At 56.7% G+C, this 18416-nt stretch carries 10 protein-coding genes; 6 read left to right on the top strand and 4 right to left on the bottom strand.

The annotated features are described in order from the left end of the window. Positions 1-69: 69 nt before the first annotated feature. From BN873_RS11950 to BN873_RS11940, 3 genes are all read right to left on the bottom strand, one after another. Complete coding sequence (locus tag BN873_RS11950) at positions 70-1662, bottom strand: cytochrome c biogenesis protein DipZ (RefSeq protein WP_048673947.1); 1593 nt, start codon at positions 1660-1662, stop codon at positions 70-72. A gap of 63 nt (positions 1663-1725) precedes the next feature. Continuing rightward, positions 1726-2349 carry an NrsF family protein gene (locus tag BN873_RS11945; protein WP_048673945.1) on the bottom strand — a complete coding sequence of 208 codons (624 nt, stop codon included), beginning with the start codon at positions 2347-2349 and terminating at the stop codon, positions 1726-1728. Continuing rightward, positions 2350-2925 (bottom strand): sigma-70 family RNA polymerase sigma factor, encoded by a 576-nt coding sequence (locus BN873_RS11940; RefSeq protein WP_048673943.1) that lies wholly within the window; start codon positions 2923-2925, stop codon positions 2350-2352. Positions 2926-3049: 124 nt separating this feature from the next. On the opposite strand from BN873_RS11940, the gene BN873_RS11935 reads away from it, so the two are divergent. From BN873_RS11935 to grxC, 4 genes are all read left to right on the top strand, one after another. Beyond that, complete coding sequence (locus BN873_RS11935) at positions 3050-3502, top strand: TlpA family protein disulfide reductase (RefSeq protein ID WP_048673941.1); 453 nt, start codon at positions 3050-3052, stop codon at positions 3500-3502. Positions 3503-3809: 307 nt separating this feature from the next. Continuing rightward, complete coding sequence (locus BN873_RS20105; protein ID WP_139031700.1) at positions 3810-4730, top strand: hypothetical protein; 921 nt, start codon at positions 3810-3812, stop codon at positions 4728-4730. Positions 4731-4813: 83 nt separating this feature from the next. Beyond that, the gene (locus BN873_RS11925; protein ID WP_171820463.1) at positions 4814-6271 is read left to right on the top strand and encodes a cobyric acid synthase; all 1458 of its coding nucleotides are present in this window, start codon (positions 4814-4816) and stop codon (positions 6269-6271) included. Between the two features lie 101 nt (positions 6272-6372). Further along, entirely contained in the window at positions 6373-6630 is a 258-nt protein-coding gene (grxC, locus tag BN873_RS11920) for a glutaredoxin 3 (protein ID WP_048673938.1), read from the top strand. Between the two features lie 137 nt (positions 6631-6767). Here grxC and BN873_RS11915 read toward each other — a convergent pair whose 3' ends face one another. Continuing rightward, entirely contained in the window at positions 6768-8102 is a 1335-nt protein-coding gene (locus BN873_RS11915; protein WP_048673936.1) for an MFS transporter, read from the bottom strand. A gap of 247 nt (positions 8103-8349) precedes the next feature. Here BN873_RS11915 and BN873_RS11910 point away from each other — a divergent pair, with 247 nt between their 5' ends. Continuing rightward, the gene (locus BN873_RS11910; RefSeq protein WP_139031699.1) at positions 8350-17376 is read left to right on the top strand and encodes a glycosyltransferase; all 9027 of its coding nucleotides are present in this window, start codon (positions 8350-8352) and stop codon (positions 17374-17376) included. A gap of 149 nt (positions 17377-17525) precedes the next feature. Continuing rightward, positions 17526-18398, top strand: a complete 873-nt coding sequence (locus BN873_RS11905) for a flagellin N-terminal helical domain-containing protein (RefSeq protein WP_048673932.1) — start codon at positions 17526-17528, stop codon at positions 18396-18398. Positions 18399-18416 lie beyond the last annotated feature (18 nt).

Here is an 18416-nt window from a genome sequence, read left to right as displayed (position 1 = left end):
ATCTCTCGTGGATAGGCTGCTGTGGCGATTAAAAGCAAAGGGAACCATAGCCAACGCATCGTTTTACTCCTAACTCTCAAAGGTAAAAACAAACAGTCTCAAGCCAGGGTTTTCAGCAATAATGCTGACCCAATTATTTTCCTGGGCCGGGTTGAGGGCGATTTCATACAGTTTGGAGTCATCAACAGTCAGGCGCTTTTCGGTGCTCTTTTGCCTGATAAGAACCGTTCGGGGTGTCTGGTCTTGGCTTTCCATGACCAGGAAAACCTTTTTGGCGCGATAATGAAGGGTCAAGGCGGCGTTTTTAGCCTGGGACTGAATGTATTCACCGGTTCGCAACCATTTCCCCTGTAATGCCCAAAAATGCAGCGGTAGCGCCTCTTTATCCGCTGTGGATTCATGCTCGGATCGGTCTGTTCCCAGATAAGTTTCCGGGGTCTGGCTTGCCGCTACCCTAGCCTCTTTATCAACATCAACCTGGGGTTTCTCTTTAAGGCCCAGCAGTTGGCGAATATTGGCTTCAGTTAATTCGTATTGACCTTCACCAAAATGGCTATAAACCACCTGGCCGGTTCGGTCGATTAAATAATGCGCGGGCCAATAGCGGTTTTTATAATTTTTCCAGGTAGAAAAATCATTATCCATAGCGACTGGATAAGTAATGCCAAATTTCTGGATTGCTTTCTCTACATTTTCGATCTTGGCTTCAAAAGCGAATTCCGGGGCATGAACGCCAATAATGACCAGACCCTGATCCTTATATTTTTCATACCAGGCTTTGAGATACGGCAAGGTGCGGATGCAATTAATGCAGGAATACGTCCAGAAATCGATCAGCACGACTTTGCCTTTGAGCGCGGTCTTGTCCAGCGGCGCTGAATTCAACCAGTGGCTAATACCGCTGATCTCAGGGGCTGGGTAGGGCTGCGCCAGGCCCTCTTGCAACTGGCTTGGCGCGGGCGTGGGTTGTCCAGCCGCACCAGCCGCTGTGACGACCCACTCGCCGAGGTTAAAGCCGGACAGCCCCATGATCGAAAACACCACGATCACGATGCCCATAGCGCGGCGGATGACCACCGCATGGCGGGACAGGGCGCGAATGTAGCGAATGAGCGCCTGGCCAAAATAGCCGATAATCAGCATGGGTAGACCCGCCCCGATGCTAAACGCACCGATGGTGGCTACGGCGTCCAAATTCGTTTGTGACTGAATCACTTGTAGTAACGCAACCGCGAGGATCGGCCCGGCGCACGGCGTCCAGACCACCCCGATCAGTGCGCCAACGATCAAGCCGCCGCCCGCCCGCGTCGAGATTGGCCGATTGCTGGCTGTATTCGCGCGCTCGGCCAATCCACCGGTGAGGGCCGCGAACTTTTCTTCGAGCCGGGGAACGAGCATCACCAGGCCAAAAGCCAACAGCAGCAGGAAAGCGCCGAATTGAATTTGATCCTGCTGGATACCGGTCGTCGCCAGAATTTGTCTCGAAACCAGGGCGAACGCGGTAAAACTGAGGATGAAGCCGCTAACAATCTCCAAGGCCCGCCAACGACCACCGCTAGCGGATGAAGCCAGAATCAAGGGTAAGATCGGCAGGATGCAAGGTGAAAAGGCCAGGCCAAAACCCTCGGCGAGGGCCAGTGCGGATTGAGTCAGATCGATCATTGCTTTGCTCCATAAGGCGTGTTTTCAAACAACCTTACGCTGGCATGGAGTAAGCGGGTTACATCACCATCGAATAAATTTGTCGGCCAGCTTCCGCATAATGACCGATACCAAAAGCACCGGAAGACCGTATGCAATAGTAATAAAGACAGGGCTGTCGATTGTACAATGAAGCGAATAACCCACAGCGCCCGTTGTCGCTGCTGCAAATCCGATGGTCATTCCTGCTTTTTTAAGATCATGGGGCGCATAAAAACGCATCAGCCAGAGCAAAATCCATGACCCCACCGCGCCATAAAGCGTGACGAAAAATAAACACTCTGGGAAATTCACGGTATAAAAAAATCCGGCGATCCGGGATAAAGGCGTTGTAATCAACTCAAAGAAGATTGATCCAAGATATAAAGCCACAAGCAGCCAGAGATAAAGCTTAACGCCCTGATCATCAGGCATTGGTTTTGCAGCATTCTTCAATAAAAACCCCGCCATACCGGCGGCTGCACCCAATAAAATCGTTTTATGAACGACTGCCATACGGGCTATAGCCAAGTCCGGCCGCAAGCCAGGGACGAACACAGTGAATGCGGTCATCATCGCCAGACATGCCAGGAGAACCAATGAAAATGACAGCGGTTTTCTCGGCTGGGGCGATTGCGACAATAGGGTGATCAGATCATCGGTCTTCATTTATGTCGCCTTGCTGTAAGCGATCATTGCAGATAGTTTTTGCAGCCCGCGATGCACGATGATTTTGATATTACTTTCAGTCATTTTATAGCGCGTCGCCAATTCTTGAACCGTTACGCCCTCGACCTTGAGTGCATGGATAATCTCGCCAGCCGGGGGCTTCAATTGCGCCAGCAGCTTCTGGAGATCGTGCCTGACGCTTTGGATTTCCTCGAAATTTTCTGGATCAGCAGGTTCTGCAAATCCTGCTTCCTCCATTGAGGAAACCGGCATTTTGTTACGACGTAAGGCATCGATCACCTTATGTCGGGTCACAGCCCGCAGCCACGCGATGAAAGAGAGACCGGCATCATAGGTATGGAGTTTGAGATGGATGGCGATCAATACTTCCTGGGTCACGTCTTCCGTCATCGCGGTTTGCCCACAGCGCACCAGAAGCGAAGCCGCACTGCGTCGCACCATAGGCGCCAGGGTTTCCAACAGCTTTTTGTAGCTGGCCGCCTGGCCGTGGCGCGTTTCCGTTACCAGCCGCTTGAGCAATTGATCCAGCTCATCGGATTCTCGCTCGCTTAGCATTGATTACGCTCAAAGCCCTCTCAAAGTTACAAATGCACCTTGTAACCTATGGCACCGAACGACCGTAAGACCATCAGAAGGCCAATCCGTCCTTCTATCCCTCAACCTGATTTTTGAGTTAAAAATGAATAAAATCAATAGGTTATCAATCATAGTCGGCGCGGTGCTCACCATCGGGACGGCGGCTCTCAGCCCCGCTTCCGCCGCCGAGGATAAAATGATGACCAAAGAAAGCTTCATGTCGATGGAGAAAAAGGAAATGAGCCATGAGATGCCTTTTAAAGAGGGAGCTTTTAGCGATGCGCAGGCCAGTGGCAAACCATTCCTGGTCGCCTTTCACAAAAAAGGCTGTCCCGTATGCGCCTCGCAAAAGCAGGCATTAAACGAAATTTATGCCAATCCGCACTACAAGGATCTTAAGGTGCTCGTTGTCAGTTATGACAACGATACGGCAAGCTTGAAAAAATTCAACGTCGGTATGCAGGGCGTGTTAATTCTGTATAAGGAAAAAAATGAAGTCAGTCGATCCGATGCTCTGGTGAAAGCTTCGGATATTGAAAAACAACTTCAAGGCTAAACTTAGCCTCATGCCCCAACCGTACCCGGCTCGCGCCGGGCATGGTTGCTATTCAAGAGGTATTGTGCCGCTTTATTACAGATAATGTTCATATTATTTAGAGGTTTGCTACAGCGGCAGACTGCTACGTTACAGACAAACCGATGTTGCGATGAATTGCTTTGGGCTGGCCCGGAAGCTGGCGACTGGTTTTTTTGCCGTAATTGGCCAGTGCTAAAATTTGCTCTGCTTTGAACTACCCTGCTTTCGGCTGGGAATAAACCATAGGAGTAATGATTTTTTCCTAAATGTATTAGAGAAGGCCACTATGATCCACCGTCGCACCATCAAAGAGAGTAACTTTGATTCGGTCTTGCATCCCGCGCTCTCGAATCAACCAGCAAGACTCATAATCCGCCTAAAAGTCCGCCTTTTTGCGCGCGATCCCTCAGTATCTACCATCACCGCTGGCCTTGTCCGTCATGAACATCTCGCTCGCGCTATGTCTGAAGTTAGAAGAGGTGATGTATTGGATGCGGATGGACGTCGTTGGCGCTGCCGGAGTTGGCTAGAATCCGAGTTCAATGCGTTCTGTATCAAATTCAAGAAGGTTGTGGAATTAGCGTGGAACAATCAACTTATTCTTATACCGCCCGATGGCAGCGATCCTAGTGCCGATATCAGCGATGAGGTCTATAAGGAGTTCATCAGCGTTCGCAATGTGCCCGCTCATGCCCGCTGTGGGCTGGAGATCGCGCTCGTGCCTTTTGGCAACACCAGTACTGCCCATGCGCTGATTGAAGCTGTAAAACTGGCAGAACCTTCCGGTCATCAATTTCATTCCTTCCAACTCCGCCTTACCGACGAAGATGTCGATTTTGACCGAACTATTGATGAGATCGGTCACTCGCATTACCAAATTACAGCGGCTCACGAAGTCGGGCACTGGCTGGGCGCTCCAGTCTCCATCACGGACTCAGGGCGCTACTTCAATCATGTCGATGCAGCAAGCTGTGCGGCTGATGCGCATCATGAACGGAACGCCGACTGTGAATATGGTCGCACCTTGAGCAAACGATTAGCGATTATGGGGCTAGGTACGTTAGCTACGGAATATGAGGCAAGACCCTGGGTAACACGCGCCCAACGGCATACTAGAGTTTTATTTGGCTGGACGGTGGTCCATCGGCTCCCATTTGAGTGGGGAAAAATCCCCGTGTCGGCACGTCAGAAGCGACTCATTAAATGAACACGGGGTAGAGCTAGAGGCTGTTTCAGCTGTGGTATCGTTGTGAAACATGGTAGTGGGACGACATCAAGCCTGCAAAACTAATGATCAAAAAAGCCTTAATGGTACAGGGCTGCACCTCCGACGCGGGTAAATCCACCCTGGTTGCCGCCCTGTGCCGCATCCTGCACCGGCGCGGGGTGCGGGTCGCGCCGTTCAAATCCCAGAACATGGCCTTGAATTCAGCGGTGACGGTCGATGGCGGTGAAATCGGCCGCGCCCAGGCCCTGCAAGCGCAAGCCGCTGGACTTGCCCCGCGTATCGACTTCAACCCGGTATTGCTCAAACCCAGCAGCGACCGCCGCGCGCAGGTCATCATCCACGGTCACGCCATCACCGATCTCGACGCCCGCGCCTATCACGACTACAAACGCACTGCGATGGCCGCCGTGCTGGAATCCTGGAAACGGCTGACCGCTGAATTTGACTGTGTGCTGGTGGAAGGCGCGGGCAGCCCGGCCGAGGTCAATCTGCGCGACCGCGACATCGCCAACATGGGTTTTGCCGAAGCGGTTGATATTCCGGTGATTCTGGTCGGTGACATCGACCGGGGCGGGGTGCTGGCCCATCTGTCCGGTACGCTAAATTTACTCGCTCCCACCGAGTGGGCGCGAACACAGGGGCTGGTGATCAATCGGTTTCGTGGTGACATCGGGCTGTTGCAACCGGGCCTCGACTGGCTGGAGCAATACACCGGAAAACCCGTGCTGGGCGTATTGCCCTATCTGCACGGGCTGTTTCTGGATGCCGAGGACGCGATTGCGCGTCACTCCGAACGAGTGGGCGAGGCCAAGCTCACCGTCGTGGCGCTGGCCTTGCCGCGCACGGCCAATCACAACGATCTTGATCCGCTGCGGCTGCATCCTGAAATTGATTTCCGCTGGATTGGCCCCGGCCAGCCGCTGCCGCCGTGTGATCTGATCGTGCTGCCCGGCTCGAAAGCAGTCCGTGCTGATTTGGCCTGGCTGCGTGCCCAGAACCACGAAGCCGCCATCAAACGTCATCTGCGCTACGGCGGCAAAGTCATCGGCCTGTGCGGCGGCTATCAGATGCTGGGCCGCGCGCTGCACGATCCAGCCGGTCTGGAAGGCCAGCCCGGCAGTACGCCCGGTTTGAATCTGCTGGATTGCGAGACGACACTGGAGCCGGAAAAGCAGCTACGCAATGTCAGCGGCTGGTTGACTATTGATGCAGGCCGTCCGGCGATGCGCGGCTATGAAATCCACATGGGCGTCACAGAGGGGCCGGCATTGCTTCGACCCGCTGTTTCGCTCGACGACGGACGCACCGAGGGCGCGCTATCCGAAGATCATCAGATTCTTGGCAGCTACTGCCACGGTCTGTTCGAACATCCGCAAGCCCTGGCGGCGTTGCTGGCCTGGGCGGGCGCTCAAGACATCGCGCTCGTTGACCTCGCCGCACGACGCGAAGCCGATATCGACCGTTTGGCCGATGCCACCGAAGCGGCACTTGATTGGCAGAAGCTCAGTTGCTGGCTTTGAGGGTCGCAACTTGATCAACCACGGCCGAGATGGCCTGTGCGATATCCTTCATGGTGATACGCTAGCGGGATTCTCTCTTTGACCACTGAGGAGCACGCGCTATGCCCGAAGTCACCCTATACGGTACTCAACTTTGCCCGTATTGCCGACGTGCAGAACAATTGCTGACAAATAAAGGCATCACGGATCTAAAGAAAATCGCGGTCGATAGCGATCCCGCTCAGATGGATGTCATGATTGCTCGCACCGGCCGTCGTTCCGTACCACAAATCTTCATTGGTGAAACGCACGTCGGCGGCTATGACGACCTGGCCGCTCTGGATCGTGCAGGTCGTCTGGATGAATTACTGCAAGGTTAAGCGCTTACACAAAATCGAATACCCTCACCCTCGACCTCTTTCCCAGAAGGAGAGGGTTTCTCGCATAGGCCCTCAAGCTTTTTTGGTAGCTTTCAGTGCTGCGCTGCAACCTGCCAGACCATCGCTAGCTGCTACCTCTAGCCGGATGATGGCGGGCTATCGGCTGCGGCCATCTGCCGACAATAGGTTTCGTGGAAAAACAGCGCACTGACCACCGCCAGTCCAGCCCCAGCCAGCATCAGCAAAAAGCCGGTTCGATAATCACCGGGACCGTATAACCGCACGCCGTTGGCGAGCGTGCCGTTCCAGGTCAAATCCATTACCCAACCCAGCAACGGTTGTAAGATGGCAGCGCCCAGAAAGGCGCCGGTGTTCACCAGCGCTACCGCCATCCCGGATAAAGCCGGCATCACGCTCTCCTTGGCACAAGCAAACGTCAACACGAATGCCCCGGCGCCGAAGCCAAGTAACCCGAACCAGGCCATCCCCGCTGCTCCCGGCGCCCAGACACCTGATTCGATCACTCCCCAGACCAGTACATACAGCAAGGTACCCACCATCAATGGCGGTTTACGCCGGCCCAGCCGGTCGGAAAACCAGCCATAGAACAAAGCGCCTGACGCAAAGCCGGCCAAGCCGACGCTGGTGTAAATCGAGGCGGCCGCTCGATCCAAACCATGCACATCGCGCAAAAAGGGAATCGCCCACAGACCGAGAAAAGCCAGCAAACTACCCGGCATCCCCAGGTTGACCCAAAATCCCGGCCATAGCCGTCGCGTGACCAGCACACCGGCTAGATCATGCCACCAAGGTTGGCGACGACTGGCATGGCGTGCGTGTCCCTCTTGCTCGCGCAGCGAGGGAAAACCGGCCTGCTCCGGGCTATCGCGCACCGCCAGCCACGTCAATCCGGCCAATCCCAGGGCCACTACGCCCAGACTGATAAACACCGTGCGCCAGGACCAGATCGTCAAGATTCCTGCCAGCGGTCCTGCCGCGAGAATGGCGCCGACATTGCCGAGCAACACGGTTAACCCGCTGATGAATCCGTAATCCCGTTCCCGAAACCAGACCGAATTGCTTTTCATCAACCCGACAAAGACCACCGACACGCCCAAACCCACCAGCGCTCGGCCGATGGAAGCCTCGCTGAATGTGGCCGCCAAGCCGAACAGGATCGAACCGAGACCAGAGACGATACTGCCCAGCGTCACCGCCAACCGCGTTCCCACAGTATCCGCCAGTACACCCGCCGGAATCTGCATCACCGTATAGAGGTAGTAATACGTCGCCGCCAGCGATCCCAGCGCCGCGCCCGTGGTACCGAAGTCCCGCATCAAATCGGCGGAGACTACCGCTGGCGCAATTCGATGGAAAAACACCAAAAGATAGGACGCCATCAGGATCGCGTAGATCGACCAACAGGCACGGGTGAAACGGGCGCGATCAAACGGTGCGGTGGAACCGCTCATACAGGAATTCTCCTGGCTTGGGGGCGATGCCGTGGTTCGGTTCCGCCGACCTCAGCCTAACGCGACGGATTTCAGGCGGCGTCGGAATTCCGACGATCTCTCTGCATGCACTGTTGGAAAATGGCACGCAATTTCATTGAATTTATTTGTTTTTCAACAAGGTAAATTCATTGGCCCGCAATATGTATATGCCCTGCTAAGACATCTAAACCCTTTTCTCACCCATCATCGTCTTTCGGTTCAATTCATGATCGAAAATCAACATGCTTCATTTTACTTGCAATCCGTCCCTGTTTCCGATGCCTACGTTGGCAAATCACGCCTGGAGGTTTTGCGGAGTTACTGCGAGAACAAAAAAGTCCTTCATATCGGCTGTGTCGATTATCCCGTCACCCAACTCGCTGACAATCTGCATGTTCAGCTTGCGCCATTTTGTGCGATTCTTGATGGGTACGATATTCACACTGAAGTCTACCCAATTCTAAAGCCTTATATTCAGAATGGGCGGTTTTTATATTCTCTGGAAGAATCGGGCGACTATGATGTCGTCATCATCCCGGAAGTTCTCGAACATATCGGAGACGTGCCAAAATTTCTTGATGAAATGGCCAAAATCTCCACCAAAAAATTCCTTATCACCGTCCCCGACCTCTTTCAGTGTTTCAATCGGCACTTTGAATATTCAGGCAACAATCAGGTTTTTCTCGAAGCCATTCATCCCGATCACAATTGCTGGTACTCGCCTTATACCATTACCAATACCATAAAGAAATACACGCCTTGGCAAATCGCCAGCATTCATTTCTTCAATCGAATTTCTTTATTGGTCGTTGCAGATTCCGCAACATCAAAGCAAAGCCCTGCCAATGAGCCAACATTCCAGATACAGCAGCTAACACAGCCCAAAAAAATCCTGTTAGCAGTGGATTTTTTTTGGCCCTCTGTCGGTGGCCTGGAAAAACAAACGCAAGAAATAGCCACGCATTTGAGCACAAAAGGCTATCAAGTCACTATCGCCACCGGCGAATTGCCCGACCGCAAGGAGCACAAATACCAAAACAGCCCTATTATTTCGCTCAGCCGCGCCAGCGTAGCGGGACAACCGTATCCCAAGGCAACCGACCAGTTAAGGCATCTCATCGCCTCCGGTGATTACGACGCCTGCATCTTGTTGGCAGATCCGCTGAATTGGGTGATTTGGTCGCTGGAATCCGGCACCTTCCCACCGCAGACCCGCATCATCGTGCAACCGATCATCAACGACCAAGGTTACGCCCTATGGCGCAACCATGCCGCCTTCCGGCAACGCTTAAGCAGCACGCTTAAAAAAGCCGATCACCTGATCGCTTTCAATCCGCACGGTCCTGATGCCCATTTCTTATCAGAAGAGCATTTACCTGTTGAGTATATCCCGAATGCCTGCTCACCCATTGAGTCAACCGAAGATTTTCGGCTTGAAATGGGTATAGAAAAAGAGCGATTTTTATTACTGCATATTGCCAATCTGTTTCCAGTTAAAAATCATTTAGGATTAATCGATGCATTAGCCGGAATGCCCGATGATTGGTTATTGGTGATGATCGGCCATCCCGCCGATGCTGACTATAGCCAGGCGGTAATCAAGCGCATTGCGGGCATTAAAAATATCAAACTAATCCTCGGTCTGCCACACGCTAAGGCTCAAGCGGCCATTAAAGCTGCGGATGTTGTTTTGTTATCGTCTTTGGGAGAAGGTTTCCCAACAACTATTCTCGAAGCCATGGCTGGTACCAAACCCTGGTTAGCGACACCAACCTGCGGTGCAGCTAATCAGTTAACCGGTGGGCTGATTGCCCCAATGGATCAATTTCTTAACCGATTGGCTTGTTTAGAAAGATCGCCTGATCTGCGCCGGCGCTTGGGCGACATTGGCCATGCTCACTGGCGGCAGTGCTTTAACTGGGAAACCGTCATCACCCGCTGGGAAGAAATCATCCAACAAGGACGGATCAAAAAAGCTCTTTCGCCATCGGCGGAAACCGTCAGGGAGCAGCAAGCCATCCTGGATGAATTGCAGCAGCTGCTTGAAAAGGCTCATCACGAAAACCCGCTGGTTTCCGTCATTATCACCACCTTCAATCGGCCAGCGCTGCTGCTTGATGCCATCCACAGCGTGTTGGCGCAAACCTACCGCTCCATCGAAATCATCGTCGTCAACGATTGCGGCCAACCGGTCGAATCGGCGCTGGCTACCCTGGAGACTCAAGTTCCGATCAGCTCAATACGCCATGGCGTTAACCGGGGCTTATCGGCTGCCCGCAATAGCGGCATTGCTCTGGCGCGTGGCGAAATCATTTGCTTTCTTGACGACGATGACCGTTTCCTGCCCCATCATCTACAAACGGTGGTCGCGGCCCTGCAAGAGCCGGGCGCTGATCTGGTCTACACCGATGCCGTGTATGTGCGCGAGCAGCTTGCAAACGGCGAGCGTCACGAGTTGGCGCGCGGCGAACCCTTCAAAGGCATTCCCTACGACCGTGCACACCTGCTGGTTGAAAATTTTGTTCCGGTCAACACCTGGGCTTTGCGCCGAACATTAGCGTTGCGGGCCGGGCCTTTTGAGGAAAGTTACACCGCGCTGGAGGATTGGGAATTCCTGCTACGGCTAACGGCGCTGACCGAGCCGAAACCCATCGCTCAAACCACCGTTGAAGTGCGCATTCGCACCGATCTTAGCGAGCACATGTCGGGTCGGGAAAGGGAGCGGTTTTTGCCGCTGTATCGGCAGATTTATCAACGACACCCCACCCTGTCAGCCAACGTGCAAGCGGGCCGTGAACAGATGCTCACCGCCCTCGCTGGCGAGCAGGCAAACGCCAATCGCCCCGCACCAGCCGCACCAGCCCTGTCTTATCCGGCATGGCGCGAACGCCAGCGCTGGCCTGCTACCGCCACAGCCCGGCTGGCCGAGCAGGTCGCGCCCCTGGTCGAGGCCGGAGCGGGCGTTCATATCGTGCTGGTAGCCACAACCAACGATAACGCTGCCGTCGCCGATACGCTCGATACTCTGGCCACGCAAGCCACCCCAGGTTGGCGGCTGACGGTCATTTCACCCTACCCCTGCCCCGATCCGCTTTTCACCACGCTACCCGCGCTGGCATGGCTTCAGTTAACCACTGCTGAAGCATTGCCGGCGCTGCTTAATCAAGCCGTTGCCGCTGCATCGCTGGATTGGCTGATGGTCTGCGTACCTGGTATCCGCTTCGAGCCGACATTTGCCGCGCTGACGTTGGCTGCCGCCGCCAAGCATCCAGCCTGGCGCTGCCTGTATTTCGATGAGGATCGGCTGGACGGCACGGGTCAACCGAGTGACCCACACTTGAAACCCGATATCAATCCAGAACTGCTGTACGGATCAGCGTATGTCGGGCACGCCGTTTTGGTGCATCGGGCGCTGTGGCCAACCCTGGATCATCGGCTGGCCGCCTGGCCGCGCGCGTTCGCCTTCGATGCGGCTTTACGGGCTTTGGAAATGGCTGGGGAAGCTGCTATCGGTCACATCGACGAACTGGCCGTGAGTTTACCCGTGCAGACCGATGGCGAGACCGCCGACTGGCTGCCGATGGCCCAAGAGTTGCTGAGCGCCCATCTCGCGCGTCGGCAAGAACCCGCCGCCCTCTACCCCGGTTTGCTGCCGGATACGCTGTTCGTCGATTACCCGCTCGCGCGCCATCCGCTGGTGTCGATCATCCTGCTGGCGACAGTGCCGCTTGAGCAGCTTAGGCTGTGTCTGGATCATCTGCTGACCAAAACCGAGTACCGCAATTTTGAGGTCTGGGTCGCGGGCAACGCCGCCGACGAGGCCGCCACGGCCGCTTATTTGGACGATTTATCCTCGCAGGATGCACGGATTAAGCATCTGTCCGGCGTCGTAGCCGACAATCCCTCGACAATCCGCAACCAGGTTGCCGCGCTGGCTACTGGTGAGTTTCTGCTGATGTTGGACAGCAATACGGTCGCCGTCCAACCGAACTGGCTCGACCGGCTCCTTGCGCACGGGTTGCGGGCAGGCATCGGCGTGGTCGGTGGCCGACTGCTGTCGCCGCAGGGCCGCGTGCGACAGGCCGGCCTGATTCTCGGCCTCTCTGGGGGTGCCGAGCCTATCGGCTGCGATACACCAATAGCAACCCTCGGCCACCAAGGTCGAGCACAGCAGACACAGAATTTTTCCGTCGTCAGCGCCGCTTGTTTGCTGATTCGGCGCGACCTTTACCGGGAAATCGGCGGACTGGATGAACACCATTTCCCAGACCAGTACGCTGAAGTCGATCTGTGCTTGCAAGTCCGGGGGCGTGGGCTGCAAGTCGTCTGGACCCCGTTTGCTACCCTGCTTCAGCAGACCGGCAACACGCCATCCGCCCATCAGGACGCGACCGAGCGGGCGGCTTTGGCGCTCACACGGCGCTGGTTGGCCTGGCAAGTCGCTGATCCTGCTTATAACCGCCGTCTGAGTCTGGCGCAGCCTGACTGGTCGCTCGACAACACGCTCATGGTGCCGTGGAACCCCCAGTTCGAGACGCTACCCTGTGTTTTGGCCGCGCCTTACGATGGGGAAAGCACCAGCCATCACCGGCTGCGTGACCCGCTGGCGGCATTAGAGGCGAGCGGGCAGACGCGCCATGCTTTGCTACCGGATTATGATCGACTCAAACCCGAATTTCTGGACCCAGTGGCGCTCGAACGCACCGGCATGGCGGTCTTTCTGTTCCAAGATGCCTTCGGTTTCGACCGGATTGCGAAACTGCGTGCCGCCCTACCGCATCGCCGGATCGTACTCACGCAAAACGACGCCATGGCCCGGATCGCCGCGCGGACTCACATTCCCTGCACACCGGAAGATGCGGACACGCTCCAGCAAGCCGAGCAATATCTACGTCAGACTTTAGCCTTTTGCGACCGGTTGATCGTCGCCGATGCTGACCTGGCCGAGGCGTTCCGCGACATGATCGGCGATATCCGCATCGTGCCAAACTATCTGCCGCGTCAGCGCTGGGAAAACCTGAGCAGCCGTCGGGGCCGGGGCAGTAAACCCCGCATCGGCTGGGTAAACGGTGTTGGGCAAAGCACGGCGTTTACGTTGCTGCGCACGGTAATTGAGGCTACCCGCGATGCTGTGGATTGGATCTTACTGGGATCGTGTCCAGAAAATATCCGGTCACTGCTGAGCGAACACCATCCGGTAGTGCCATTCCAGGATTATCCAGCTCGTCTGGCTAGCCTCGATTTGGATTTAGCCGTGATCCCACCGGCATCCGATCCGTTCACTGCCACCGACAACCGTTTACGCCTGCTCGAATACGGCGTCCTGGGCTGGCCAACGCTCTGCTGTGCGGATGACGGTTACGATTCGGATGCGCCGATTAGCCGGCTACCTAACCCGATACCGGCGTGGGTCGATGCCATTCGTGAGCGAGCGCACGATCTGGCCGCAATCTGGCGCGAAGGCGATCTGCTGCAAACCTGGGTCCGTACTCACCGGATGTTGGAAGATCATCTGGGCGAATGGCACGACGCTCTGTTTGCTGGATTTAACGCACCACCGCCCAGCCTATCCCTCATTCCTCACCCTGCTGAGTTAGGCCAAATTAAGGACCGCAACCAGCCGCCTCAAGAAAAGCAGGAATCGTCCGTTGTGTCATCAGCGCACTTGCCCGTCTCTACGGTCGCATCGGCTCGGCTGGAGGAAGCAGTACCAGCCTCACCGGTCACGGTAACGATCTCGGTAGTGATTTGTAGCGTTGATAACGCGCGCTTTAGTCGAATCGCTCGGCAATATCACGAGCTATTGACCGACATTCCCCACGAGATCATCCGCATTGACGACGCCAGTTCGTTATGCGAGGGCTATAACCGCGGCATCGCTCGCAGTCGCGGCGACTACCTGATCTTCTCCCATGACGACCTGGAGATTTGGACGCCGGATTTTGGCCAGCGCCTGCTCAAGCATTTGGAGCGCTGCGATGTGGTCGGTGTCGCCGGCACTAATCGGCTGACTGATACCGGCGGTCAGACCGCGCTCTGGAAATACACCAGTTGGGGCGCGGCAGGATTGGGGCATGTCTTCGGGCGGATCGTTCAGCGCCAAGACGACGCCTACGCCGTGGTGGTTTACGGCACGCCGACGACGTTGGTTGAAGGGATTCAGGCGCTGGACGGCGCTTTCATCGCTGCGCGCCGTCCAGTGGCCGAAACGCTCGGTTTTGACGCGGAAACGTTCGACGGTTTTCATCTATACGATCTCGATTTCAGCTACCGTGCCTTCCGACACGGCTTCCGGCTCGGCGTGTTCACCGATATCGCCATCCTCCATGAATCGGCCGGGGACTACGACGCTATCTATTTCAACTACCACCGGCGTTTCTTGCAAAAATTCGCCGGTGAGTTACCCAAATTCCGGCCACGGCCCTGGCAGCACGCTTTCATGGTGTTTGAATGCCCGGAGGAGGTGCTGGCCTTTTATCAGGGCGCGGGTGAAGCACCGCCCTTGATGGCCACCACGACCACTAAAACCGGCGAGCCATCCGGGGAAACCGGCCCTCTATCGGACAACGCTCTCTACCGCCGCTGGTGCGAACGGCAGCAGGTAGGCGAAGGCTGGGCTGAAATCGTCGGTGAGCGGATGGTCAAGCACTGGCAAACCCAACCGATATTTCACCTGGTGATCTGGTGCGAGCCGAGCCAAACCACCGCGTTGGCCGATACGCTGGAATCGCTGGGGCAACAGCTTTACGGCCACTGGGGCGCCAGTGTGCTCGCACCTTTTGATTGCCCGGAGGGCGCCTTCACCGAGTTGGCCCATGTCGAGTGGGTCAAAGTCGCAGCCGATGCCGACGCCGCGCTACGGCGGGTGCTGGATGCCTCTGCGCTGGACTGGTTTGCCCTGCTGGAAGCCGGCGACCGGCTGGCACCGCACGCCCTGTTAAAGATTGCCGATTACAGCAATCGCTATCCCGACTGGCGGTTCATCTATCTGGACGAAGATCAGCTCGATTTGCGCGGTGAGTGCCGCGATCCGCTATTTCGACCGGAGTTCGACCCCGACTTATTGCTGGGCACCCATTATCTGGGGGATTGCTGCCTGATGCGGCGCGATAGCGTACTGGTGGACGGCGATTTGTCCTACTTGCCGGGCGTCACCACATTCCAGGCGGCGCTGACCGTTTGGCAACGCCACGGCGCAGGGGCCATCGGTCATCTCGCTGATGTCCTTTACCATCGGGCGGCCACCCGACTGCCGGCAGCCGATCCTGATGCGATTGCTAGCGTGCGGCGGCGGTTGGTGATGGACTATCTCACCCGCCACCACATCGCCGCCACCGTGGAGGCAACCCTGCTGCCCGGCGCCTGGCGAGTGGTGTATCAGCACGCGCACCGGCCGAAAGTCTCCATCATTATCCTGGCGAAAGATGCACTGGATCGGCTCGACCGCTGCTTGCGCAAACTGCTGGCGAAAACCGCCTATCCCGATTACGAAGTGGTGGTGGTGGATTGTGGTAGCGAGGCGGAAGACACCTTCGATCTCTACGCCGAGCTGGCGGAATGTTACCCCGACCGCTTCCGCTACACCGTGGCCAGCGGGCCGCTGTCAGTGGCGGCCTACCGCAACCAGGGGGCGCGGGAGGCACACGGTGACGTTTTGGTGTTTCTTACCGGATCGGCTCTGGTGGTGCAAGCCGACTGGATCGAGCGGTTGCTTAACCATGCCTTGCGTGCCACTGTGGGCATCGTCGGTGCGCGGTTAACCACGCCCGATGCAACGCGACCGTTTGTGTACGGCACTGCGCAATTGCTTGGCCTACACGGTTTGACCGGGCCACTGTTTGCCGGCTTGGGGCTTAAAGCACCGGGTCCGCTGGGGCGGGCACAAGTGGACCAGACCGTCTCCGCCGTCAGTGCGAATTGTCTGATGATTCGGCGTGAGGTGTTCGACACGTTGGGTGGTTTCGATCCCGCCTTCACCCTCGCCCACGCCGATACTGACCTGTGTCTGCGGGCCGCTGCACAGGGCTATCGCACACTGTGGACGCCGTTTGCCAATCTGGCCTGGCTGGGTGAATACCCTCTGGCGACCGGTGGCGGCGATCACCATTCCGCTGTGGTGGTACAGGCGCGCAGCGATGCCGAGCGTCTGTTTGAGCACTGGTTGCCGCAATTGGCGACCGACCCCGCCTACAACCGAAACCTGAGCCTGGTCGAACCGCACCGGGTCGAGGTCGATCTAGCGCCCGGCTGGGATACCGTCTTCCATGACCGGCCGCGCGTGCTGGGCTTTCCAGCCGATGAAACCGGCTGTGCGCTTTATCGCATCTATGCCCCTCTCTGGCTGCTAGAACATCAGGCCCAGGCGGAATGCACTCTGATCAGATCTGGCGCCCGCCCACCGGAATTGACCGAATTGGAACGGCTGGCACCAGATACCGTGTTTTATCAGGGCATGATCGCCGATCTTGGCATTGCGGCGATGCGGCAATACCGCCGTTTTCACCGCTCATTCAAGGTATTCGACCTTGATGACCTCAAACACAACGTGCCCGATGCCAACAGCCTGAAGGAACGTCTGGTGCGCGATGTCAAGCACCGTCACCGCCAGGCCCTGGCGCAATGCGACCGGCTGATCGTCTCTACCGAGCCACTGGCCGAGGCATGCCGACCGTGGATTGCCGATATCCGTGTCGTGCCCAACCGTTTGGAACGAGCACGCTGGGGACACCTGCAAAACCGGCGGCGTGTTGGTCCCAAGCTACGGGTCGGCTGGGCTGGCGCCCAGCAACATCATGGCGATCTAGCCTTCATCAGCGAAGTGGTCAAGCAAACCGCTACCGAAGTTGACTGGATTTTCTTTGGCATGTGCCTGGACGACGTTCGCCCCTATGTCAAGGAAGTGCATGGCTGGGTTCACCTTAACGACTATCCGGCCAAACTCGCCTCTTTGGATCTCGATTTAGCGGTCGCGCCGCTGGAGTTGCACCCATTTAACGAGGCCAAAAGCAATCTGCGCATCCTGGAGCACGGCATCTTAGGACGACCCATGGTCTGCACCGACATTTATCCATACCAGAACGCACCAGTGCAGCGGGTTGCCAACGATACCGCTGCCTGGGTGGCGGCCATCCGCGAGCGGGTTCACGACCTGGATGCCGCCGAGCACGAAGGCGATGCCCTGCGCGCCTGGGTGCTGGCGCACTACATCCTGGACGATCACACCCACGATTGGCTGAGCGCATTACAACCGTAAGCACCCTCACGCACCGCACCCGCCGCACGCAAAACATTTTTCACGCAACACTAAAGTTCGTGCGGCGGGGGCCGATAAGAAAATCAAAGCCCGGATGATCCGGGATTAGCCCAGAACCTCATTAACTGTTTCTGCTCAGGAGAATCACCATGGCACTCGTCGTCAACACCAACGTCGCTTCCTACAACGCTCAAAACCAACTGTCGAAAACCAACAATGCGATGCAGACCGCGATGGAGCGGTTAACCTCTGGCCTGCGCATCAATAACGCCAAGGACGACGCGGCCGGCATGGCGATCAGCAACACGATGAACGCGCAGATCCGCGGCATGAGCCAGGCGATGCGCAACGCCAACGATGGCATCTCCCTGGCGCAGACGGTCGAAGGGTCGCTGAACGCGACCAACGACATCCTCCAGCGGATGCGTGAGCTGGGTGTGCAAGCCGCCAACGGCACCAACACCTCCTCCGACCAGCAGAAGATCGCGGAGGAAGTATCGTCAATGGCCCAGGAAATCAACCGCATCGCCGACTCAACCACGTTTAACGGCAAAAACATCCTCAAGACCAGCGGCACCTATACGATGCAGGTCGATGCCACCATCGCCACCACCGGTACCGGCACCATCGACATCTCGGTCGCCAGCGCCGGCACCCTGAGCGGCTTGGGCGGCGCCTCGGCCGCCACCCTGGCGGGCATGACCTCAATGGCCGGTGCCTCAGCGCAGCTCAATTCGCAAGCGTCTGCAATGAATTTTGTCGCTATGGTTGATACCGCGCTTAGCAACATCAACACCATGCGCTCTCAACTCGGTGCAGTGCAGAACCGCCTGGGTAGCACCATCAGCAACTTGCAGAATGTTTCCGAAAATATGACGGCCGCCAAATCCCGTATCACGGACGCCGACTTCGCGGCGGAAGTGGCCAACAACAGTCGGGCACAGCTCCTGCAACAAGCGGGTACTGCCATGCTGTCGCAGGCGAATTCATCACAGCAGGGCGTGCTCTCGCTGTTGCGGTAATCGGCTAGCCTTTAGGGG

It is taken from the genome of Candidatus Competibacter denitrificans Run_A_D11 (assembly GCF_001051235.1).
Classification (GTDB): Bacteria; Pseudomonadota; Gammaproteobacteria; order Competibacterales; family Competibacteraceae; genus Competibacter_A; species Competibacter_A denitrificans.
The sequence above is the reverse complement of the archived record's forward strand: the minus strand, read 5'-3'. Positions and strand labels throughout refer to the sequence as shown.

Coding starts and splice junctions, on each gene's coding strand:
- BN873_RS11950 (WP_048673947.1), bottom strand. CDS start 1,662: ATGATCGATCTGACTCAATCCGCACTGGCCCTCGCCGAGGGTTTTGGC.
- BN873_RS11945 (WP_048673945.1), bottom strand. CDS start 2,349: ATGAAGACCGATGATCTGATCACCCTATTGTCGCAATCGCCCCAGCCG.
- BN873_RS11940 (WP_048673943.1), bottom strand. CDS start 2,925: ATGCTAAGCGAGCGAGAATCCGATGAGCTGGATCAATTGCTCAAGCGG.
- BN873_RS11935 (WP_048673941.1), top strand. CDS start 3,050: ATGAATAAAATCAATAGGTTATCAATCATAGTCGGCGCGGTGCTCACC.
- BN873_RS20105 (WP_139031700.1), top strand. CDS start 3,810: ATGATCCACCGTCGCACCATCAAAGAGAGTAACTTTGATTCGGTCTTG.
- BN873_RS11925 (WP_171820463.1), top strand. CDS start 4,814: ATGATCAAAAAAGCCTTAATGGTACAGGGCTGCACCTCCGACGCGGGT.
- grxC (WP_048673938.1), top strand. CDS start 6,373: ATGCCCGAAGTCACCCTATACGGTACTCAACTTTGCCCGTATTGCCGA.
- BN873_RS11915 (WP_048673936.1), bottom strand. CDS start 8,102: ATGAGCGGTTCCACCGCACCGTTTGATCGCGCCCGTTTCACCCGTGCC.
- BN873_RS11910 (WP_139031699.1), top strand. CDS start 8,350: ATGATCGAAAATCAACATGCTTCATTTTACTTGCAATCCGTCCCTGTT.
- BN873_RS11905 (WP_048673932.1), top strand. CDS start 17,526: ATGGCACTCGTCGTCAACACCAACGTCGCTTCCTACAACGCTCAAAAC.